This window comes from Huaxiibacter chinensis (assembly GCF_022171985.1).
In the GTDB taxonomy this organism is placed as follows: domain Bacteria; phylum Pseudomonadota; class Gammaproteobacteria; order Enterobacterales; family Enterobacteriaceae; genus Enterobacter; species Enterobacter chinensis_A.
Window position 1 is genome coordinate 85,307 of record NZ_JAJVHF010000005.1, and the last position, 21,350, is coordinate 106,656.

22 protein-coding genes are annotated in these 21,350 nt (G+C 56.2%); 9 read left to right on the forward strand and 13 right to left on the reverse strand.

The features are described from left to right. Positions 1 to 73 precede the first annotated feature (73 nt). From LZP96_RS13745 to LZP96_RS13755, 3 genes are read right to left on the reverse strand one after another with little or no spacing between them, the layout of a single operon-like run. Positions 74 to 544: a YehS family protein gene (locus tag LZP96_RS13745; RefSeq protein WP_064326735.1), complete on the reverse strand. Its 471-nt coding sequence runs from the start codon at positions 542 to 544 to the stop codon at positions 74 to 76. A 47-nt stretch (positions 545 to 591) separates the two neighbouring features. Beyond that, the gene (gene btsR / locus LZP96_RS13750; protein WP_258926083.1) at positions 592 to 1,311 is read right to left on the reverse strand and encodes a two-component system response regulator BtsR; all 720 of its coding nucleotides are present in this window, start codon (positions 1,309 to 1,311) and stop codon (positions 592 to 594) included. Beyond that, positions 1,305 to 2,993, reverse strand: coding sequence for a sensor histidine kinase (locus LZP96_RS13755; RefSeq protein WP_258926084.1), 1,689 nt, complete (start codon positions 2,991 to 2,993; stop codon positions 1,305 to 1,307). The genes btsR and LZP96_RS13755 overlap by 7 nt, the downstream gene beginning before the upstream one ends. Positions 2,994 to 3,212: 219 nt before the next feature. Here LZP96_RS13755 and mlrA point away from each other — a divergent pair, with 219 nt between their 5' ends. Next, complete coding sequence (mlrA, locus tag LZP96_RS13760) at positions 3,213 to 3,944, forward strand: HTH-type transcriptional regulator MlrA (protein ID WP_064326737.1); 732 nt, start codon at positions 3,213 to 3,215, stop codon at positions 3,942 to 3,944. A 78-nt stretch (positions 3,945 to 4,022) separates the two neighbouring features. Continuing rightward, positions 4,023 to 4,136, forward strand: a complete 114-nt coding sequence (locus LZP96_RS13765) for a protein YohO (RefSeq protein ID WP_082904941.1) — start codon at positions 4,023 to 4,025, stop codon at positions 4,134 to 4,136. On the opposite strand, the gene LZP96_RS13770 is transcribed toward LZP96_RS13765, so the two are convergent. The 5 genes from LZP96_RS13770 to bglX all read right to left on the reverse strand — a co-directional run bounded on the left by LZP96_RS13770 (position 4,111) and on the right by bglX (position 10,304). Continuing rightward, entirely contained in the window at positions 4,111 to 4,848 is a 738-nt protein-coding gene (locus tag LZP96_RS13770; protein ID WP_258926085.1) for an ABC transporter permease, read from the reverse strand. The genes LZP96_RS13765 and LZP96_RS13770 overlap by 26 nt on opposite strands. After that, a complete protein-coding gene (locus tag LZP96_RS13775; RefSeq protein WP_258926087.1) occupies positions 4,832 to 5,779 on the reverse strand; it encodes an ABC transporter ATP-binding protein in 948 nt (315 codons plus the stop codon). Before LZP96_RS13775 ends, LZP96_RS13770 begins: the two co-directional genes overlap by 17 nt. After that, positions 5,772 to 6,929 carry an ABC transporter permease gene (locus LZP96_RS13780; protein WP_258926088.1) on the reverse strand — a complete coding sequence of 386 codons (1,158 nt, stop codon included), beginning with the start codon at positions 6,927 to 6,929 and terminating at the stop codon, positions 5,772 to 5,774. The genes LZP96_RS13775 and LZP96_RS13780 overlap by 8 nt, the downstream gene beginning before the upstream one ends. A gap of 12 nt (positions 6,930 to 6,941) precedes the next feature. Next, entirely contained in the window at positions 6,942 to 7,859 is a 918-nt protein-coding gene (osmF, locus tag LZP96_RS13785) for a glycine betaine ABC transporter substrate-binding protein OsmF (protein ID WP_064326741.1), read from the reverse strand. Between the two features lie 147 nt (positions 7,860 to 8,006). Beyond that, positions 8,007 to 10,304 (reverse strand): beta-glucosidase BglX, encoded by a 2,298-nt coding sequence (bglX, locus tag LZP96_RS13790; protein WP_258926089.1) that lies wholly within the window; start codon positions 10,302 to 10,304, stop codon positions 8,007 to 8,009. Positions 10,305 to 10,494: 190 nt separating this feature from the next. On the opposite strand from bglX, the gene dld reads away from it, so the two are divergent. Then, complete coding sequence (gene dld, locus LZP96_RS13795) at positions 10,495 to 12,261, forward strand: D-lactate dehydrogenase (RefSeq protein ID WP_258926090.1); 1,767 nt, start codon at positions 10,495 to 10,497, stop codon at positions 12,259 to 12,261. Between the two features lie 94 nt (positions 12,262 to 12,355). Continuing rightward, the gene (locus tag LZP96_RS13800) at positions 12,356 to 12,910 is read left to right on the forward strand and encodes a GNAT family N-acetyltransferase (RefSeq protein ID WP_064326744.1); all 555 of its coding nucleotides are present in this window, start codon (positions 12,356 to 12,358) and stop codon (positions 12,908 to 12,910) included. Here LZP96_RS13800 and pbpG read toward each other — a convergent pair whose 3' ends face one another. Both pbpG and LZP96_RS13810 read right to left on the reverse strand, forming a co-directional pair. Next, complete coding sequence (gene pbpG / locus LZP96_RS13805) at positions 12,911 to 13,855, reverse strand: D-alanyl-D-alanine endopeptidase (protein WP_258926091.1); 945 nt, start codon at positions 13,853 to 13,855, stop codon at positions 12,911 to 12,913. It lies immediately after the preceding gene. 167 nt (positions 13,856 to 14,022) lie between these two features. Beyond that, a complete protein-coding gene (locus LZP96_RS13810; protein ID WP_064326746.1) occupies positions 14,023 to 14,610 on the reverse strand; it encodes a Yip1 family protein in 588 nt (195 codons plus the stop codon). 154 nt (positions 14,611 to 14,764) lie between these two features. On the opposite strand from LZP96_RS13810, the gene LZP96_RS13815 reads away from it, so the two are divergent. Then, positions 14,765 to 15,331 carry a DedA family protein gene (locus LZP96_RS13815; protein ID WP_258926092.1) on the forward strand — a complete coding sequence of 189 codons (567 nt, stop codon included), beginning with the start codon at positions 14,765 to 14,767 and terminating at the stop codon, positions 15,329 to 15,331. A gap of 6 nt (positions 15,332 to 15,337) precedes the next feature. On the opposite strand, the gene LZP96_RS13820 is transcribed toward LZP96_RS13815, so the two are convergent. Then, complete coding sequence (locus LZP96_RS13820; protein WP_258926093.1) at positions 15,338 to 16,108, reverse strand: SDR family oxidoreductase; 771 nt, start codon at positions 16,106 to 16,108, stop codon at positions 15,338 to 15,340. A gap of 51 nt (positions 16,109 to 16,159) precedes the next feature. After that, complete coding sequence (mdtQ, locus tag LZP96_RS13825; protein ID WP_258926094.1) at positions 16,160 to 17,578, reverse strand: multidrug resistance outer membrane protein MdtQ; 1,419 nt, start codon at positions 17,576 to 17,578, stop codon at positions 16,160 to 16,162. A 213-nt stretch (positions 17,579 to 17,791) separates the two neighbouring features. On the opposite strand from mdtQ, the gene yohP reads away from it, so the two are divergent. Beyond that, entirely contained in the window at positions 17,792 to 17,875 is an 84-nt protein-coding gene (gene yohP, locus LZP96_RS13830; protein ID WP_000698460.1) for a small membrane protein YohP, read from the forward strand. A gap of 52 nt (positions 17,876 to 17,927) precedes the next feature. On the opposite strand, the gene dusC is transcribed toward yohP, so the two are convergent. Then, complete coding sequence (gene dusC / locus LZP96_RS13835; RefSeq protein WP_258926133.1) at positions 17,928 to 18,860, reverse strand: tRNA dihydrouridine(16) synthase DusC; 933 nt, start codon at positions 18,858 to 18,860, stop codon at positions 17,928 to 17,930. Between the two features lie 303 nt (positions 18,861 to 19,163). Between dusC and LZP96_RS13840 the strand changes: the two genes are divergently transcribed. From LZP96_RS13840 to cdd, 3 genes are all read left to right on the forward strand, one after another. Continuing rightward, positions 19,164 to 19,562, forward strand: coding sequence for a CidA/LrgA family protein (locus LZP96_RS13840; protein WP_258926095.1), 399 nt, complete (start codon positions 19,164 to 19,166; stop codon positions 19,560 to 19,562). Then, positions 19,559 to 20,254: a CidB/LrgB family autolysis modulator gene (locus LZP96_RS13845; protein WP_064326751.1), complete on the forward strand. Its 696-nt coding sequence runs from the start codon at positions 19,559 to 19,561 to the stop codon at positions 20,252 to 20,254. The genes LZP96_RS13840 and LZP96_RS13845 overlap by 4 nt, the downstream gene beginning before the upstream one ends. A gap of 128 nt (positions 20,255 to 20,382) precedes the next feature. Next, positions 20,383 to 21,267: a cytidine deaminase gene (gene cdd / locus LZP96_RS13850; RefSeq protein WP_258926096.1), complete on the forward strand. Its 885-nt coding sequence runs from the start codon at positions 20,383 to 20,385 to the stop codon at positions 21,265 to 21,267. Positions 21,268 to 21,350: the final 83 nt, after the last annotated feature.

The following is a 21,350-nucleotide window of genomic DNA, read 5'->3' on the forward strand; positions in this document are numbered from 1 at the left end:
TTTTTTATGGCAATCTGTTTTCTCCCGCTCTCCCTGGGAGAGGGTGAGGACATCAGGCCGCACCCCGCTGAATTTATGCCTTCGGGTGGTGCACCCGGTGGGTCAGCCCGCGCAGGAAATTACGCAAAAACTGATCGCCGCATTCGCGGTAGTTCTTGTGGTCCGGGGCGCGCATCATGGCAGTGATTTCCGGTACCGAGACGCGAAATTTCTGCTCGGTCATGATGGCCAGAATGTCGTCGGTTTTCAGCGAAAACGCGATACGCAGCTTTTTCAGCACCGTATTGTTGTTCACACGGCGCTCAAGGGCCAGCTCTGGCGCACTGTCATCTTTGCCGCGTTTATCGTAAATCAGGCCGTTCAGGAAACCCGACAGGATAATGTCCGGGCAGCGAACAAAACCCTCTTCATCTTCTTTGGTCATCCAGGTATCAAACCCCGCAGAGGTGGCCTCCATATCGGCCAGCGCAAGAATGCGCACCATATCGTTATTATTTGCTTTCAGGGTGTAGCGCAGGCTACGAAGAATGTCATTACTAAGCATGAGTGCCTTTAACTGTCGATGATGCAATGTCGCGAAGTGTACCAGTTTTACAGGCCAATCGCCTCTTTCAAACTCTTAAGATAACGACGGCTCACCGGCACGGTCTGCCCGGCGCGTAACACCAGCTCCGCCTGACCGTTCTCTTCAAGGCGGATCTCTTTGAGATGCGCCATGTTCACCAGATACTGACGGTGGCAGCGAACCAGCGGCGTACGGCTTTCCAGCGTGCGCAGCGTCAGCTCGGTAAACCCTTCGTTGCCCTCCGCGCTGGTAACGTAAACGCCGCTCATGCGGCTGCTCACAAAGGCGACATCATCCATTTGCAGCAGATAAATGCGGCTATGGCCGGTGCAGGGGATAAATTTTAGCGCCTGCTGATGCTCCGGTAACAGGCTGACATCCTGCTCCGTCCGCTCCTGGCGCAGGCGGGCAAGGGTTTTCTCCAGACGTTTCTCTTCTATTGGTTTCAGTAAATAGTCGAAAGCGTGTTCTTCAAACGCCTTCACCGCATATTCATCATAGGCGGTGAGGAAGACGATATAGGGCCGCTGAGCAGGATCGAGCATACCCACCATCTCCAGGCCGCTGATGCGCGGCATCTGAATATCGAGAAACAGCACGTCCGGACGCAGTTTGTGCACCGCGCCGATGGCTTCTATGGCGTTGGCGCACTCCCCGACAATCTCAATATACGCTTGCTCCTGAAGCAGGACCCGCACGTTTTCCCGCGCTAACGGCTCATCATCCACAATCAGCACTCTTAACATGGGCTCTCCTCAAGGGGCAGTCGTAGGGTAATACGGGTAAATCTGTCTGGCTCATAGATAACGGTAATGCCGCAATCGTCGCCAAAGCGGGCGCGCAGACGTTTGTCCACCAGGCTCATCCCCAGCCCGCCGGACTCGGCGCCAGGCTGATAGAGCCCTGCGTTATCTTCAATGTCGAGCACAAGATGATGGTTAAAACGGCTCGCTGAGATGCTAATTTCGCCGGTCCCCAGCAGCTGGGACGTACCATGTTTGATGGCATTTTCCACAATGGGCTGCAACGTAAACGCGGGAAGATGCTGGTGCGCCAGCTCATCCGGGACAGAAAGCGACACCTGCAAGCGGGACTGAAACCGCGCCTTCTCAATTTGCAGGTAGGCGTTAACATGCTCAATTTCATCCGCCAGGGTCACCACTTCAGAGGGGCGCTTCAGGTTTTTGCGAAAGAACGTCGACAAGAATTGTACAAGCTGCGTGGCCTGTTCTCTGTCGTGCCGGATGACCGCTTTAAGCGTATTCAACGCGTTAAACAGGAAATGCGGATTTACCTGGGCATGCAGGAGTTTGATCTCCGACTGGGTCAGTAAGGCTTTTTGCCGCTCATATTGTCCGGCAAGGATCTGTGCCGACAGCAGCTGCGCAATCCCCTCCCCCAGGGTTCGGTTGATCGAGCTGAAGAGGCGATTTTTTGCTTCATAAAGCTTAATCGTACCCATAACCCGCTGATTTTCGCCACGCAGGGGGATCACCAGCGTAGATCCCAGCTTGCACTGCGGATGCAGGGAACAGCGGTACGGCACTTCATTACCGTCTGCATAGACCACCTCCCCGGTTTCTATGGCGCGCAAGGTATAGGTCGAGGAGATGGGTTTGCCGGGAAGATGATGATCGTCGCCGGTTCCGGTAAAGGCCAGCAAACGCTCACGATCGGTGATCGCCACCGCCCCGATATCCAGTTCCTGATAGAGTACCTGGGCCACCTTCATGCTGTTCTCTTCGTTAAATCCCTGCCGGAGGATCCCTTCCGTTGAGGCAGCCACTTTGAGTGCCGTGGCAGAAAACGCCGAGGTGTATTTTTCAAACATGGCGCGCTTATCCAGCAGGATGCGCATAAAGAGCGCCGCGCCCACGGTATTAGTCACCATCATTGGCGCCGCAATACTGCTGACCAGATGCAGCGCATCGTCAAACGGTCGTGCAATCAGCAGGATTATGAGCATTTGCGCCAGTTCTGCTACTAAGGTAATGGCGCCTGCGGTAATCGGGCTGAAGACCTTATCCGGGCGGCCGCGCTTGATCATGTAGCTATGGACCAGGCCACCCAGCAATCCTTCAACAATGGTTGAAATCATGCAGCTGAGCGCCGTCATCCCGCCCATGGAATAGCGATGCAATCCGCCGGTCAGCCCAACCAGTCCACCGACCAACGGGCCGCCCAGCAGGCCTCCCATCACTGCGCCAATAGCGCGCGTATTGGCGATGGAATCTTCGATATGAAGCCCAAAATAGGTACCGAGGATGCAGAAGATAGAGAAAGTAACGTAACACAGGAGCTTATGCGGAAGGCGAACGGTCACCTGCATCAGCGGTATGAATAACCGCGTTTTGCTCATCAACCATGCGATGACCAGAAAAACACACATCTGCTGAAGCAGCAGCAACACCAGATTAAACTCATACATGCCAGCAACCGCAATTTCTAAAAACGCGTAACATACACTGATGCGGTTTAACTTTCTTTGAAGCGTTCCAAAAAAAGTGTAATTCGTGCCCGACATCACACCCTTTTCCCCGCCGTTAATGCCGCCTTCGCAGAGTGTGTTCGAAAAACAGACAATTTTTCCTGGTTCGCTCAACAGGGTCTACAGTTATTCTGGGGACGCGCAAGCCAGGGGGCAATGATGGCGCTGTACACGATCGGTGAAGTGGCACTGCTTTGTGATATTAATCCCGTGACGCTGCGGGCCTGGCAGCGTCGATATGGTCTGCTAAAACCGCAAAGAACAGACGGGGGACATCGCCTGTTTAACGACACGGATATTGACCGGATCCGTGAAATCAAAAGCTGGATCGATAACGGGGTCCAGGTGAGCAAGGTGAAATCATTGCTGAGCCAGGAGGATTCAGCGTGCCTTGCGGAGTGGCGGGAACAACAGGAAAGGCTGCTCCGTTTTTTACAGGCGGGTCACCTGCAACGGCTGCGGGCCTGGATCATCGATCTTTGCCGGGAGCACCCGGCGCAGACGCTCATCGAGCAGCTTTTTATTCCGCTTCGCCTTCGACTGCAAAGCCAGCAGCCGACGTTGCAGGCTTTGTTAAGCATGCTTGATGGCGTCTTGATTAACTATATTTCCGTCTGCCTGGCGTCGGCACGCAAAAAGAACAGCAAGGACGCCCTGGTGGTAGGCTGGAATGTCCAGGATACCACCCGACTGTGGCTAGAAGCGTGGATTGCCACCCAGCAGGGCTGGCGCGTCGATGTCCTCGCCCACTCCCTGGCCCAGCTGCGTCCCGAACTGTTTGACGGGCAAACCTTGCTGGTCTGGTGCGGGGATATCCCAAGCGCAGCGCAGGAACAGCTGATCAGCGAATGGCGCGAAACGGGCTATCCGGTCTACGCCTTGCGCCACTGATCGTCCTTAACGGCATTTAATGGTTCATTAACAGGTGCGCTTCACCGTATAATTGAGTGGTTAACAAAAGGAGCACACATGAAGTCAACCAAACTCGCCGTTATTATTCTTTTTGCCTTTATGGCTATCAGCGGCATCGGCGGCGTCATGCTGGCCGGCTACTCCTTTATTGTACGCGGCGGTGTCGGCTGAGAAACCAGGCCAGACGCTCGAAGGCGCGATCGACGACGATAGCCGCCAGTGCCACCAGAAGGGCACCTTGCAGAATATACGCTGTGTTAAACCCGCTGAGCCCAATGATTATCGGCGTTCCCAGCGTGTTTGCCCCCACTGTCGACGCGATAGCGGCGGTGCCGATATTAATAATGACCGATGTCCGCACACCCGCCAGAATCACCGGCGCTGCCAGCGGCAGTTCCACCTTTAGCAGCCGCTGCCAGGCACTCATCCCCATTCCCTGAGACACGCTCACTACCGCCGAAGGCACCGCAGCCAGTCCGGCCAGCGTCGCCTGCAGAATGGGCAACACGCCATATAAAATCAGGGCAATAATTGCCGGCTGTTGACCAAATCCAATGACGGGAACGGCAATCGCCAGTACCGCCACGGGTGGGAAGGTCTGGCCGATCGCGGCAATGGTTTCCACCAGCGGGCGAAACTCTCGCCCAGCCGGGCGCGTGACCAGGATCCCAGCCCCCAGACCCAGCACCATGGCAATCGCGCTTGAAACCCCCACCAGCCAGAAATGCGCCAGCGTCAGGCTGATAAAGCTCTCCTGCTGATAAACAGGACGGGGAAGCTCAGGGAATAACGTACTGAACAGCGCGCCGCTGTAGGGCATCAGCACCAGCAGGGCGACAAAAGCCACTATCAGCCAGAGCAGCGGATCACGCATGACCTTCACGTTTCACCTCCCCGGCCAGCAAATCGCGAAAATGCAGCGTACCGCACGGAACGCCGTTATCGTCGACGACGGGCAAGATTTCGCACTGCCGCGCGACAAATGCCGACAGAGCATCACGCAGGCTCATCCCGGCCTGCAACGCTTCACCGCCAGCCTGAGGCTCCCGGCGCATGTAGGTTTCCACGGTACGCAGGGAGAGCAGACGGACGCCCAGCTCGCTGCGCCCGAAGAATTCGCGCACAAAGTCCGTTGCCGGTCGCGTCAGCAGTTCCAGCGGCGTCCCCTGCTGCACCACCTCGCCTTTATCCATCAGCACCAGCCGATCGGCAAGGCGTAATGCCTCGTCAATGTCGTGCGTCACCAGAATAATGGTGCGTCCAAGAATGCGATGAATACGGGTCATCTCGGTTTGCAGCGCACCGCGGGTTACCGGATCCAGCGCGCCAAAGGGTTCATCCATCAGCAAGACCTCAGGATTTGCCGCCAGCGCCCGGGCAACACCCACGCGCTGCTGCTGCCCGCCCGAAAGCTGATGCGGATACCGCGCGCGCAGGACAGGATCCAGCCCCAGTAACGCCATCAGTTCATCCACGCGATCGGCCACTTTTTGCCGCGACCACTTTTGTAAATCCGGCACGGTGGCGATGTTCTGCGCAACCGTCCAGTGGGGAAACAGGCCAATAGACTGAATGGCGTATCCCATGCGACGGCGCAGTTCCAGCACCGGCAGGCTGCGGATCTCAACGCCAGCAAAGCGGATTTGCCCGCTGTCATGCTCCACCAGCCGGTTTATCATCTTCAGCGTGGTGGACTTACCCGAACCCGACGTGCCAATGAGCACCGAAAACGCCCCCTCTTCAAAATGAAGATTGAGATCGCTCACCGCTTTGTGCCCGGCAAAACTTTTGTTTACATCATGAAATTCAATCATCTTTTCTCCCCTTGAGCAGGGCCAGCCACAAGGCAAAGACCGCGTCGATCACCACCGCCAGCGCAATGGTGGGAATGACGCCAAGCAATACCAAATCCAGCGCGCTACTGAGTAGCCCCTGAAAGACCAGGGCCCCAAAACCACCCGCGCCAATGAGCGCCGCGATAACGGCCATGCCCACCGTTTGCACGGCCACCACCCGCAGACTGCGGATAAGCAGAGGCATTGCAATCGGTAACTGGACCTTCCAGAAGCGTTGACGGGCGCTCATGCCCATTGCGTTCGCGCTTTCTAAAACGTCGGATGAGACCTGACCCAGCCCGGCCAGCACGCCGCGCGCCAGCGGGAGCAGCGCGTAAAGCACCAGCGCGATCAGCGCCGGGGTTAATCCGGTGCCGGCGATGCCTAACGTGCCGAGCGCGGGAAACGCCTTCACCAGCCCGGCAAGCGGGGCAATTAACAGGCCGAAAAGCGCAACGGAAGGCACGGTCTGGATCACATTGAGAACGGCGAAAACCGGCCCTTGCCGGAGCGGGTGGCGGTAACACCACAGGCCAATGGGTACGCCAATCACGACAGCCGGGATAAGTGTGCCAGCCAGAATGGTCAGATGCTGAATAAGCGCATTATCGAAGACGTCCTGGCGATTGGCGTACTCTTTTAGCAACGACAGCTGATTTAAATCGCCGCCGATGAGGATCGCTACGGGCAGGATCCAGAGCTGCGCATTGAGGAGCCAGCGCCAGAGAGGCTGTGTCGTCAGTCGCCGAACAGCATCGCTACAGGCCAGCAGGCACAGGGCCAGCCATAGCCAAAGCCCGCTTCCCACCGAAGTGCGCGCCAGCGGGCTTTCAACGGCAACCAGATGCGTCGCCGCCTGCCCTGCGCTCCAGACGAGCAACGCAAACAGCAGTTCGCAGAGGATAAGCGTCAGGATTAACGCGGTGCGCCCTGTGCAGAATGCCAGCAGCGCGACCATCGCCAGCGCAGCCGTCAGCAGGCCGGGCGTAAAGGACCACACCTGCCAGAGGGCGCGCCCTTCGCCAGATAAAAGACGATTGGGCGCAAAATTCACAAACGGGAGCGCGCACGCTGCCAGCGCGATAAACGCGAGCAGCAGCAGTACGCGGTTATGACAATGTATTGGCACAGCCTTGTCCTGTTACTTCACCAGTCCTTTTTGCTTCAGGTAGTCGGCTGCCACTTTTTTGGCATCCAGCCCTTCCACCGCGATGCTCGCATTGAGCTGTTGTAACGTTTTCGCATCCAGCGTTTCAAAGACCGGCTTCAGCCAGTCGGCCATTTCCGGGTAGGCTTTCAGCACGGCTTCACGCACTACGGGCGCAGGCGCATAAATCGGCTGTACGCCTTTTGGATCGGTCAGCGTCTGGAGTCCCAGTGCCGCAACCGGACCATCGGTCCCGTACGCCATGGCCGCATTAACGCCGGACGTTTTCTGGGCCGCCGCTTTAATCGTCACGGCAGTATCGCCACCCGCTAGCGAGAGCAGCTGGCTTTGATCCAGCTTGAAGCCATAGGCTTTTTCAAACGCGGGCAGCGCATCCGGTCGCTCAATAAATTCGGCCGATGCCGCCAGTTTGAACTCGCCCTTATCTTTCAGGTAACGACTCAGATCGTCGAGCGTCGTGAGTTTGCCTTTTTCAGCCAGGTCCTTACGCACCGCGATGGTCCAGGTGTTATTAGCGGGGGCCGGCGTCAGCCAGATCAGCTTATTTTGTTCGGCGTCGAGCTTTTTGACCTTCTCATAGCCCGCCGAGGCGTTTTTCCAGGCCGGATCGTTTTCATCTTTGAAGAAGAATGCCCCGTTGCCGGTGTATTCAGGATAGATATCCAGCTCGCCGGACGTAATCGCCCCGCGCACCACAGGCGTGGCGCCAAGCTGTACTTTATTGACGGTTTTCACGCCGTGGCTTTCAAGCACCTGAAGAATAATATTCCCGAGCAGTGCCCCTTCGGTATCGATTTTCGATCCTACCTTTACCGGCTCAGCCGCCTGTAAAGGCAGGCTCAGCGCCGCCAGCAGCATCGCAGAACCGAATATTCCCTTTGTCATTGTCATTGTGCTAACCCCATTTTTTATCGCCCTTATCAGAGGCTTGAGAGAAAAGCGTAGTTTAAAACCGGGAATTTGACCGCCTGAAATACGCTTTTAGCAGAAGATAAGGCGCCTCTTCCCGGGTTTGGGAAGAGGCGTAAGGCAGGAAAATTACAGCAGGGTGAATTCGCCCTGATTCACGCGGGCAGAATCCAGGCCGATAAAGACGTTAAACGTGCCGGCTTCAGCATCGTACTTCATCTGTTGGTTCCAGAACTTCAGCGCGTTCACGTCAATCGGGAAGCTGACGGTTTTCGTTTCGCCGGGTTTCAGGTCCACTTTCTCGAAGCCACGCAGCTGTTTCACCGGACGGCTCATTGACGCGGTGACGTCCTGAACGTACATCTGGATGACCGTCTCGCCTTCACGTTTACCGGTATTAGTGACCTCCACGCTGGCGGTGACGGTGCCGTCACGCTTCAGGGTCGGTGAAGACATTTTGACCTCAGAGACCTTAAAGGTGGTGTAGCTCAGACCATAGCCAAAGGGATACAGCGGGCCGTTGGCTTCATCAAAGTAACGCGAGGTGTATTTGTTTGGCTTGTCCGCATTGTAAGGACGACCGGTGTTCAGGTGGCTGTAGTAGACCGGAATTTGCCCTACGGAACGCGGGAAGGACATCGGCAGCTTGCCGGACGGATTGTAATCGCCAAACAGCACGTCAGCGATGGCATTGCCGCCTTCGGTACCGGCGAACCAGGTTTCCAGAATGGCGTCAGCCTGCTGATCCTCTTTTACCAGCGCCAGCGGGCGGCCGTTCATCAGCACCAGCACCAGCGGTTTGCCGGTGGCTTTTAACGCGGCAATCAGGTCTCGCTGACTCTGCGGGAGGGTGATGTCCGTCCGGCTGGAGGCCTCATGCGCCATACCCTGGGCTTCGCCCACCACGGCCACGACGACGTCAGACTGCTTCGCAGCGTTAACGGCTTCGTCAATCATCTCTTTCGCCGGACGCGGGTCGACTTTTACCGCATCTTCATACTGGTTCAGGAAGGTAACGATGTCTTTGTCATCCGTGACGTTCGCCCCTTTGGCGTAAACCACGCTGGCCTTTTCACCGACGGCATTTTTGATGCCGGTGAGCACGGTCACCGACTGATCGGCCACGCCTGCCGCAGACCAGCTGCCCATCACGTCACGCTTGCTGTCAGCCAGCGGGCCAACCACGGCAACGGTGCCCGATTTTTTCAGCGGCAGCGTGTCGAGCCGGTTTTTCAACAGCACAAGGCTTTCGCGCGCCACTTCACGCGCTTCTTTGCGATGCAGACGGCTTTCGGCGTTGGTATCAGCCGGATCGGAATCCTTCGGCCCCAGGTGGCTGTACGGATCGTTAAACAGCCCCATATCGTATTTCACGTTCAGCACATGGCGAGTGGCGTCGTCCAGCTCTGCCATGGTGACCTTTCCGGTCTTCACCAGGTCCGGCAGATATTTACTGTAATACTCGTCGCTCATACTCATGTTGATACCGGCTTTCAGCGCGACACGGACCGCATCTTCCGGATCGGACGCCGTGCCGTGTTTAATCAACTCTTTGATTGCGCCATGGTCGGACACCGTAATGCCCTTAAAGCCCCATTGATCGCGCAGCACGTCTTTCAGCAGCCACGAATCCGAGGTCGCCGGGGTGCCATTGAGCGAGTTCAGGGCAACCATGACCGCCCCGCTCCCCGCATCCAGACCGGCTTTATATGGCGGCATATAGTCGTTAAACAGACGCTGTGGGCTCATGTCCACGGTGTTGTACTCTTTGCCCCCTTCCACCGCGCCATAGGCGGCGAAGTGTTTGACGCTGGTCATCACCGAGTAGCGATCCGCCGGGCTTTTGCCCTGCATCGCCTCCACCATGGTTTTACCCAGGGTGGCGGTTAAAAAGGTATCTTCACCGAAACCTTCAGAGCCCCGGCCCCAGCGCGGATCGCGGGAGACGTCCACCATCGGCGCCCAGGTCATGTTCAGCCCGTCGTCTGCCGCTTCATAGGCCGAGACGCGACCCACGGTTTTCACCGCATCGAGGTTAAAGGAGGAGGCCAAACCGAGGCTGATAGGGAAAACGGTACGCTGCCCATGCACCACGTCATAGGCAAAGAACAGGGGAATCTTCAGGCGGCTCAGCGCCATCGCCTGATCCTGCATTTTGCGGATATCCTGGCGGGTGACCGTGTTAAAAATCGCCCCGACCTGGCTTGCTTTGATCATGTCGCGGATCGCCTCTTTCGGGTTATCCGGGCCGACGCTGATAAGACGCAACTGGCCGATTTTCTCATCAACCGTCATTTTGGTGAGCAGTTCCGTGACGAAGGCGTCCCGGGCTTCTGGCGTTAGCGGGTGGTTGCCAGACAGATCATTTGCCAGCGCAGGTTGCAGCGCCAGACTCACCGCGACACCTACAGAACAAAGCCATTTCATGTCGTTTTACTCTCTCATCATTAACCGCCGGTCGATCCCGGCCCGGAGCGTGCGAAAAGCGCAGTGTGCCATAAACCCTCGGTTCGGTGCAGGGTTATTCTCTGATATTTCTACTGAATACTTGCTCACTTAACAATTAATCGCGCTATGCTTTACTGCGTGAAATTTGCCCCACCACAAGGAGTGGAAAATGACTTCCGTTCGAACTCAACATAACACTGTATTGATTAACGAACTGTCTCGCCTTGTCGGTCAGACGCATGTCCTGACAGACCCGGCAAAAACAGCCCGCTATCGTAAGGGCTTCCGCTCCGGCCAGGGCGAAGCGCTGGCGGTGGTCTTCCCCGGCACGCTGCTGGAATTATGGCGCGTGCTGAGCGCCTGCGTCGACGCAGATAAAATTATTTTAATGCAGGCGGCGAATACCGGTTTAACCGAAGGCTCCACCCCGAACGGGAACGACTACGACCGCGATATCATCATTATCAGCACGCTGCGTCTGGATAAACTGCACGTACTGGATAAAGGTGAACAGGTGCTGGCGTTCCCGGGTACGACGCTCTACTCCCTTGAAAAAGCGCTTAAGCCCCTGGGCCGCGAGCCGCACTCGGTAATTGGATCGTCCTGCATTGGCGCGTCGGTCGTGGGCGGGATTTGTAACAACTCCGGCGGTTCGCTGGTGCAGCGCGGCCCGGCATACACCGAAATGTCACTGTTTGCGCGCATTGATGAAAACGGCAAACTGACCCTGGTCAACCATCTGGGGATTAATCTTGGCGTCACGCCAGAGCAAATTCTCAGTAAACTCGATGATGACCGGGTGAAAGATGAAGACGTGCAGCACGATGGCCGTCACGCGCACGATCATGACTATATTACGCGCGTGCGCGATATCCATGCGGATACCCCAGCGCGCTATAACGCTGACCCGGACCGCCTGTTTGAATCCTCCGGCTGCGCGGGCAAACTGGCCGTTTTTGCCGTCCGTCTTGATACCTTCGAAGCCGAGAAAAAGCAGCAGGTGTTCTATATCGGCACCAATCAGCCCGAAGTGCTGACCGAAATACGGCGGCATATCCTTGCGGAGTTCACGCATCTGCCGGTCGCCGGCGAGTATATGCATCGCGATATTTACGATATCGCCGAGCGGTATGGCAAAGATACCTTCCTGATGATCGACAAGCTGGGCACGGACAAGATGCCGTTCTTCTTCACCATGAAGGGACGCACCGATGCCATGCTCGAAAAGGTGTCGCTGTTTAAACCCCACTTCACCGATCGCTTTATGCAAAAGCTGGGAAACGCCTTCCCGGCGCACCTGCCGCCGCGCATGAAAAGCTGGCGAGATAAGTACGAACACCATCTGCTGCTGAAAATGGCAGGAGACGGTATTGCCGAGGCTCAGGCCTGGCTTGCAGACTACTTCAAAACCGCCGAGGGCGATTTCTTTGCCTGCACCGCAGAAGAAGGCAGCAAAGCCTTTTTACACCGTTTTGCCGCGGCGGGCGCCGCTATCCGCTATCAGGCTGTGCATGCGGATGAGGTCGAAGATATTCTGGCGCTTGATATCGCCTTGCGCCGCAACGACACCGAGTGGTTTGAACATCTGCCGCCGGAAATCGACAGCCAACTGGTGCATAAGCTCTATTACGGTCACTTTATGTGCTATGTCTTCCACCAGGATTACATTGTTAAAAAAGGGGTCGATGCCCATGCGCTGAAAGAGCAGATGCTGGAGCTTCTGCGCGCACGCGGGGCGCAATATCCAGCCGAACACAACGTGGGACACCTGTATAAAGCGCCGGAGACACTGACCAAATTTTATCGTGAAAATGATCCCACCAATAGCATGAACCCCGGCATTGGTAAGACAACCCGAAAAAAATACTGGCAAGAGGAGCCCGCTCCAGCCGTTGATCGTGCGCCCGTCACTGAAGACGACGTGAAGCCACACTGAGAGGATTGTTAAGCTCACCAGAATCGTATTAGAGTAATCTCTCACCGCCGGGGACGTGTTCCCCGGCTTTTTTATTCTGAGGAGTAAGCAGATCATGTCGGCCGTCGATATCCTTTCCACTTCCGAGATAGAGGTGCGCGACGCCCACCCTGACGACGTTCACGCCATTGCCGCTATCTATGCCTGGCATGTGCTTAACGGACGCGCCTCGTTTGAAGAAGTTCCCCCCACGATTGATGACATGCGCCAGCGTATGCGCACGATTATTGACGGCGGTTTTCCCTGGCTTGTTGCGCTCTATCGCGGCGTGGTGGTGGGGTATTGCTATGCGTCGCTTTATCGCCCTCGCCCCGCCTATCGGTACACGCTTGAAGAGTCGATTTACGTGGATGCCAGTGCAACCGGACGCGGTTTTGGTAGTGCATTAATGGAAGCGCTGATCGCCCGCTGTGAAGAGGGCCACTGGCGGCAGTTGATTGCCGTCGTGGGCGATGGACATAACAATGCAGGTTCACTGCGGCTGCATAAAAAACATGGGTTTGAGGTCGCCGGGCAGCTCAGAAGCGTTGGCTACAAGAAAGGGAACTGGCGGGATACCTTGATCATGCAGCGTCCACTCAACGACGGTGACTGGACGCTGCCGGAATAGTTAATCGTTCTGCGCGGTCTGTTCGCCCGCAACGGAGGCGCTGGCCATCTGCGCCGCCTTTTGTTTTTTATAGCTCAATGCGGCTGCCGGGACCGGCTGCGCCTTCCCTGTCTCAATCCAGGTACGTAGACGGCTGGCGTCCGCAAAGTGGGTATATTTGCCAAAAGCATCCATCACCACCAGCGCCACCGGTTTGCCGTTAAAGACGGTACGCATCACCAGGCAATGCCCTGCCGCGTTGGTAAAGCCAGTCTTGGTTAACTGAATGTTCCAGTTGTCGCGGTAAACCAGATGGTTGGTATTGCGGAACGGCAGCGTGTACGGCGGGTTAGCGAACGTCGCCATCTCTTCACGCGTGGTGCTCAGCTGGCCGATCAGCGGATATTGTTTGCTGGCAATCAGCATTTTCGTCAGGTCCCGCGCCGTCGAGACGTTATGAATCGACAAGCCGGTCGGTTCGACAAAATGGGTGTTGCTCATACCCAGCGCTTTGGCCTTCGCATTCATCGCCCGGATAAACGCGTTATAGCCCCCCGGATAATGGTGCGCCAGGCTGGCCGCGGCACGGTTTTCTGACGACATCAGCGCCAGCAACAGCATATTCTTACGGCTGATTTCACTGTTCAGACGCACGCGCGAATAGATCCCCTTCATTTCTGGCGTCTGGCTGATATCCACCTTCAGCTTTTCATCCAGCGGCAGGCGTGCATCCAGCACCACCATCGCGGTCATCAGTTTGGTAATTGACGCGATCGGGCGCACAAGGTCCGGATGGCTGGAGTAGATCACCTTATTGGTATTCAGATCGACAATCATCGCGCTACCGGAGGCGATTTCCGGTTGAGCGGCGGTCGTCATCGCAGGTGTTTTAGCGATGGCAGGCATGGCTACAGGCACAGCCAGAATCAGCGCGAGGCTGAGTAATGAGACTCGGAATTTCAGCATGGTGAGGCTTCTGATAATTGTTCAGGCACGTTTTAACGTACGCCGCCTGTCACACTGGGTGAAAACAGGCTGGCAAAGGCATCATAGCGAGCCGATTCGCATGTCGCCAGTGGATAATCGTGTACAGATGCTGCATTGCTGGCATTTACGCCAGCAATGCATTGAGCTTAGAAAAGCCGGTAACCATAACCCCAGAGAATAACAGTCAGCGCCAGAAGGGCTTCCAGCAGCAGCACACCAATGGCGAGCGTGGAGCCTGAGAAACTTAAACCTTCTTCTTTGTTGATATTCAGGAAGGTCGGGATGCCGACAAACAGCAGATAACCGGTATAAAACAGCGCGACCGTGCCGGTCAGGGCGCACAGCCACACCAGGGGGTAGAGCGCAACGATACCGCTCAGGAACAGCGGCGTGGCGACATAACCCGCAAACACCATACAGAGCGTGAGCGATGGCCGCTGCGGATAGTTTCTTGCCATCCAGTAAATCACCCGGCCCATGATGGCGACCCCCGCCAGCATAATGCCGTAAAAGACCACGGCGAGAGCTAACCCGGTGGGCCAGGAGAGCCGCACGATGTTGCCATCGCCGAAATTCCAGCCAATTTGTGTTGTGCCAATAAACGCGCAGACCACGGGAATCGCCGCCATCATAAGAACATGATGCGTGTAGTGATGCGTGACCGTTTCGTTCTCGTTCCTGATGACCTGCATTTCACGATCGGGATGGGAAAAAAGACCCCAGACATGGTTCATAACGCCCCCTTGTTGTCGACCCGTACAGCGGTACTGTAAGTATAATGCGGCTTTAGGTTATTTTCTGAACAATCAACACATCCCTCTTTCCACGCTATTAATTGTCAGGGTGTATGCTTTAAGGACGCTTTCACAAGGAGACACCGCTTACCTTATGGATATCAATAGTTTGATTGAGCATTATGGTTACGCTGCACTGGTTATCGGCAGTGTGGCAGAAGGGGAAACCATTACCCTCCTCGGCGGCGTTGCCGCTCATCAAGGTTTACTTCGCTTTCCGCTGGTGGTGGCCGCTGTCGCACTCGGCGGCATGATTGGCGATCAGTTACTTTATCTGCTGGGATTACGTTTTGGCCCAACGTTGCTTAAGCGGTTTGCGAAACATCAGAAGAAAATTAATCGCGCTCAGCGCCTGATACAGCGTCACCCTTACCTGTTTGTCATTGGCACACGCTTTATGTACGGTTTTCGCATCATCGGCCCGCTGCTGATTGGCGCAAGTCGGCTCCCGCCAAAACTGTTTATTCCGCTGAATATCCTCGGGGCGATTGCCTGGGCGCTTATCTTTACGACGCTGGGGTATGTCGGGGGCGAGGTGATTGGTCCATGGCTGCACAATTTCGATCAACATCTGAAGCACTGGGCCTGGTTAATCGTTATGGTTGTGCTGGTTATCGCGGTGCGTCTCTGGTTGAAACACCGCGATAACAAGCGGGATTAGCCTGCTTTATGCCGGTTTAAACTGTGGATTGGCCAGCATAAATCCGCCATCGACGATAAAAGATTGTCCGGTAGCGTAGCTGGCATCGGTATCGCATAACCATGCCACCAGGCTGGCAATTTCCTTCGTATGTCCAGGACGCGCCAGCGGAATTTCCGGCATGGAGCCCGCTTTGACTTCGCTGTCATCCATATCATTCATTGGCGTGGCTATGGCGCCTGGCGCCACGGCATTGACCAGAATGTTATGCCCGACCAGTTCCAGTGCCATCGATTTGGTTAATCCTCCCAGCGCGTGCTTGGCGGCGGTATAGGCGCTGGCCTCCGGCAGCGGGGTGTGCTCGTGAACGGAGGTAATATTCACGATCCGCCCGCCCTGCCCCTGCTTCACCATCTGGCGGGCCGCGATTTGCGAACACAGGAAGGCGCCGTCCACATCGACGGTAAAGATGGCGCGCCAGTCGTCAAATTTCATATCAAGAAACGGCGCCTTGGTCATTGCCCCCGCGTTGTTGACCAGCACATCCAGCCGACCAAAACGGGCAATTAACGTCTCGATTGCCTTCGCCCCGTCAGGAAGCGTGCTCAAATCCAGCTGAACAGACTCGGCCCGACGACCGCGTCGTTCCACTTCCCGGCAGGTTTCTTGTGCGCCCTTGTCGTCGGAATGCCAGGTCACCCCGATATCAAAGCCGCGCTCGGCCAGCATGAGCGCCGTTGTTTTACCAATACCTGAATCAGACGCGGTGACAATCGCCACCCGATTATCTGTTGTCATACCTGTCTCCTGTACATTCGCGAAGAGATAAGTATAGATAACGCTCACGATTTACCCGTTGTGATATCCACCGCCGAGCGCTGAGGTGAGTTGCAGCGTCGCATCGATGTACTGGCCTTGAAGCCTCACCCCGGCGATGTGCTCCTGCAATGCCGGGATTTTCGCCTCGCTGACGCGGGAGCCCGCAAGCATCCCCGCGTTAAAGCGCGCTCGTGCCAGGGCGACTACGCGGGCGGCATCAGCTTCTACCTGCTGCTGATGCTGGTTTTTTACCCGCAGGGTTTCAACTTCGCTCGCTGTCCGGGTAACCTGATTGACCGCCTCCACCACCGCTTTGTTGTAGTTCGCCACCGACAAATTGCTTTGCGCCTGGGCTATATCGAGGCGGGCATTCAGGCGGCCACTGTCGAAAATGGGCAGGGTCAGGCCTGCGGTAACGCCCATCTGTTGCGCCGAGGAACGGAATAAATCGCTCAGGTGCAGCGCATCCTGTTGCAGAAAAGCCATCAGATTAACGTCGGGATAGAACGCGGCTTTCGCCGCCTCCACCTCGCTCATGGACGCCTCGATATACCAGTGTGCCGCCTGAAGATCCGGACGGCGGGCCAGTAACTCATAGCCCAGCGAAGCCGGCAGCGTTGTGTTGACCGCGGGCAGAGGCTGCGGGGAGAGCGTCACGACGGGCGTGCGGGTGAGCGCCGCCAGACGCGCTTCGATGGCGCGCTTTTTGCCCTGAATTTCGGCCAGTCGTTCGTCAGATTTACGGGCGTTAATATCCGTTTCAACGCCTTCGACAGAAGAGGTAATCCCCTGCTGGTACAGCTCACGATCGGCGGCAATGATATTTTGCTGCTCGCGTTTAATGGCGTTAACCCCCTTTTCCATGGCCGTCTGGGTCTGCCAGTCCCAGTACAGGCGCGCCACGCTGCTGGCAAGGAGCTGCCGGGTCTGTTCCAGCTCCGCTTTTTGTGCATTCACCTTGCCGATACGGGCCGCAACCTGCGCGCGGTTTTTTCCCCATAAATCCAGATCCCAGCCCGCCGTTAACCCCAACGTCCCGTTGGTGTACCACGGTCCGGTCGTCCCCGCCGCGGGGTCGGTCAATGCAAACGGGCCCATAAGCCCTTCTGCCGACATTTTTTGCCGCTCCGCATCCGCCGAAAAATCAATCTGTGGGCCATCCGCCGCGATGGCCATTTTTGCCTGGGCTTCTGCAAGGGTCACTCGTTGTCGGGCGATCTGCATATCCGGCGCATCGGCCAGGGCCCGGGCAATCAGCGAATCAAGCTGGGCATCGTGGAAGGTTTTCCACCATTCGTTTTCAGGCCACTGTCCGGCTACCAGCCCGGTCTCAATGTGTGCAACCGGTATGTTCGGCGAAAGCGCGGCCGCCGTGTCGTGTCCCGGCGCGCAGCCGGCAAGTAAAAAGGAGAGAGGTAAGCCAAAAGAATAAATAACCGAACGTTTCATCACGCCATTCACCCAAAAAAGAAAGGCGCAAATTACGCCTGCCCGGCCTCTTTTTTTTAGTAACCCGTGGCAATGCGCAATTTGTCATACATTTTTATGTTCAGCAAAATATTCATCTTTAAAATTAGTGAATTACAAACATTCATGTGATTTATAAATCAACGTAGCCGTGGCTGCTACACTTAACCCGACATACATACGCAGGAGAAGCGAATGAAAATATTACTGTGGGCTATTTTGATTATCTTTCTGATTGGGTTGCTGGTGGTGACAGGCGTCTTTAAGATGATTTTCTAAGGACTTGTGCCCGGCTTCCCGCCGGGCACGTCTCATGCTTTGCGTAATTGCATTATTTAGACTGAATGACGCGGGCAATCTCTTGTGAACTTTGCAACGTTCTTACTTCCTGGAACAGCGCCAGCGATTCGCTGTACTCTTTGCGCAAATAGCTGAGCCATTGTTTAATACGGGCGACATGATATAAGCCTGTATCGCCCTGTTTCTCGAGGCGCGTATATTTCTGCAGAAGCGCCACCACGTCCGGCCAGGGCATTCTCGGCTCGTTATATTTGATGACCCTGCTCAGGTTAGGCACATTCAGCGCGCCGCGACCAATCATGACCGAATCACAGCCGGTCTCTTTCAGGCAAGCCTGCGCGCTGGCGTAGTCCCAGATCTCGCCGTTTGCAATCACCGGGATCGTCAGCCGCTGGCGGATATCCCTGATTGCCTGCCAGTTAATGCGATCGGCTTTATAGGCATCTTCTTTGGTGCGCCCGTGGACGACAAGCTCCGTGGCGCCCGCCTGCTGTACCGCATCCGCGATTTCAAACTGGCGTTCGCCGCTGTCCCAGCCAAGGCGAATCTTCACCGTCACCGGCAGATGCGCTGGCACCGCCTCACGCATCGCTTTCGCCCCGCGATAAATCAGCTCGGGATCTTTTAGCAACGTCGCGCCGCCGCCGCTGCCGTTGACCATTTTTGACGGACAACCGCAGTTCAGATCCACGCCCCAGGACCCTAACTCCACGGCGCGCGCGGCATTTTCCGCCAGCCATTCGGGATATTGCCCCAGTAATTGTACGCGCACCAGCGTGCCGGACGGCGTCCGGCTCTGATGATGCAGCTCCGGGCAGAGTCGGTAAAACGACTTGACCGGCAAAAGCATATCGACCACACGCAAAAATTCGGTGACGCAGAGATCGTAATCGTTCACCTCGGTCAGCAGCTCACGCACCAGGGAGTCGAGCACACCTTCCATCGGGGCCAGTAAAACGCGCATCATGGATACCTGTGAAAAAAGACGCGCTATGGTAGCCGCTCTCCTGGCAGGTTGAAAGTCTTTCAGGCGGGGAGAACGCACACAGGCAAGAACGCCACGTACCCCGTCAAACCGGCTGCCTGTCGAAAACGGAACCAGGCCAACTATGGTTATTCTTTCCGGGCTTCTTCATAATGGCGTCACGTCAGCTTACGCATGACGTTCCCTTTTGGAATGTCTGGTATGCTCAAAATTCATGATGTGATCCGTGGCACGTTTCTGGATTTAATTGTATGATGAATGTGTTTCGTTAAGGACCCTCTTATGAGCAAATCATTAAAAACCCTCTGGCACTATCTGCGCGCATTCGTCCTGATCTATGCCTGCCTGTATGCGGGGATTTTCATCGCCACGCTTCTGCCGATTGCCATTCCCGGCAGCATTATCGGCATGCTGATTCTCTTCGTGCTGTTGGCGCTGCAAATTCTGCCCGCAAAATGGGTCAACCCCGGCTGCTTCGTATTGATTCGCTATATGGCGCTGCTGTTCGTCCCCATTGGCGTGGGCGTCATGCAGTATTACGATCTGCTTATGGCGCAGTTCGGCCCAATTATTGTCTCCTGCTCGGTCAGTACGCTGGTGGTTTTCCTGGTGGTGAGCTGGAGTTCGCATCTGGTCCATGGCGAACGCAACGTGGTCGGTGAGAAAGGAACCAAACAATGATGGCTAACATCTGGTGGTCGCTGCCCCTGACGCTCGCGGTATTTTTTGCCGCTCGCAAGCTCGCCGCGCGATTTAAAATGCCCTTGCTGAATCCCTTACTGGTGGCGATGGTGGTGATCATCCCCTTCCTTATCTTCACCGGCATTCCTTATGAGCGTTATTTTGCCGGCAGCAAAATCTTAAACGATCTTCTGCAACCGGCGGTGGTGGCCCTGGCCTTTCCGCTGTATGAGCAACTGCATCAGATCCGCGCACGCTGGAAGTCCATTATCACTATCTGCCTTATTGGCAGCGTGGTTGCGATGCTAACCGGCACCACCGTCGCACTCCTGATGGGCGCTTCGCCACAAATTGCCGCCTCGATTATGCCGAAATCCGTGACCACGCCGATTGCGATGGCCGTGGGCGGCAGCATCGGCGGCATCCCGGCGATAAGCGCGATGTGTGTGATTTATGTCGGTATTCTGGGGGCAGTCTTTGGTCATACGCTGCTCAACCTGATGAAGATTCGCACCAAAGCGGCGCGGGGTCTGGCTATGGGTACGGCCTCTCACGCACTGGGAACGGCGCGCTGCGCGGAACTGGATTATCAGGAAGGCGCATTTAGCTCGCTGGCGCTGGTCATCTGCGGGATTATGACCTCTCTTATCGCCCCGTTCCTGTTCCCCATTATTCTGACGCTGGTGGGTTAAAATTTGCGATGCGTCGCGCAATTTTGATTTTGTTTTCATGAGTTGCACAGATAATGAGATGTGGATCACATATAAAGGCCGAACGGCTCCGTACACTACCGATCCATTAACCTTTATGAGGCATTGCCATGCACCCACGTTTTCAATCTGCCTTCGCCCAGCTCACCGCCGATCTTCAGTCAGCTCTGGCTCCGGTTCTGGCGGATGCGCACTTCCCCGCTCTGCTGACGGCGGAGCAGGTCGCGACGCTTAAACAGGCTTCGGGGCTGGACGAAGACGCGCTGGCTTTCGCACTGTTGCCGCTGGCCGCCGCGTGCGCCAGAGCCGATCTTTCCCATTTCAACGTCGGTGCGATTGCGCGTGGCGTGAGCGGAACCTGGTACTTCGGTGGGAACATGGAGTTCCTGGGTGCCACCATGCAACAAACCGTCCATGCCGAGCAGAGCGCCATCAGCCATGCCTGGCTGCGTGGTGAAAAAGCCCTCGCGGCTATCACCGTTAATTACACCCCCTGCGGACACTGCCGTCAGTTTATGAACGAACTGAACAGCGGCTTACAGCTGCGTATTAACCTGCCGGGCCGCGAACCGCATACGCTGGGTGACTATTTACCGGATGCGTTTGGGCCAAAAGATCTTGAGATCAAAACGCTGCTGATGGACGAGCAGGACCACGGTTTTGCCCTGACCGGCGATGAACTGACTCAGGCAGCCATTGCCGCCGCCAATAAGTGCCATACGCCTTACAGTCAATCGCCAAGCGGCGTGGCGCTGGAATGTCGCGACGGGCGCATTTTTAGCGGCAGCTATGCTGAAAACGCTGCCTTTAACCCGACCTTGCCGCCGCTACAGGGCGCACTGAACCTGCTGAGTCTGAATGGATACGACTATCCTGATATTCAGCGCGCCGTGCTGGCTGAAAAAGCCGATGCGCCTCTGATTCAGTGGGATGCGACCGCGGCTACCCTGAAAGCGCTGGGCTGCTCAAATATCGACCGCGCCCTGCTTGCCTGATGCCCCTGCGCGGGCAGGAATGCCCGCCTTGCTGACTAAAAACCCTTCGATCAAACCGCTGATTCTTGCGCTTCACTGACGGG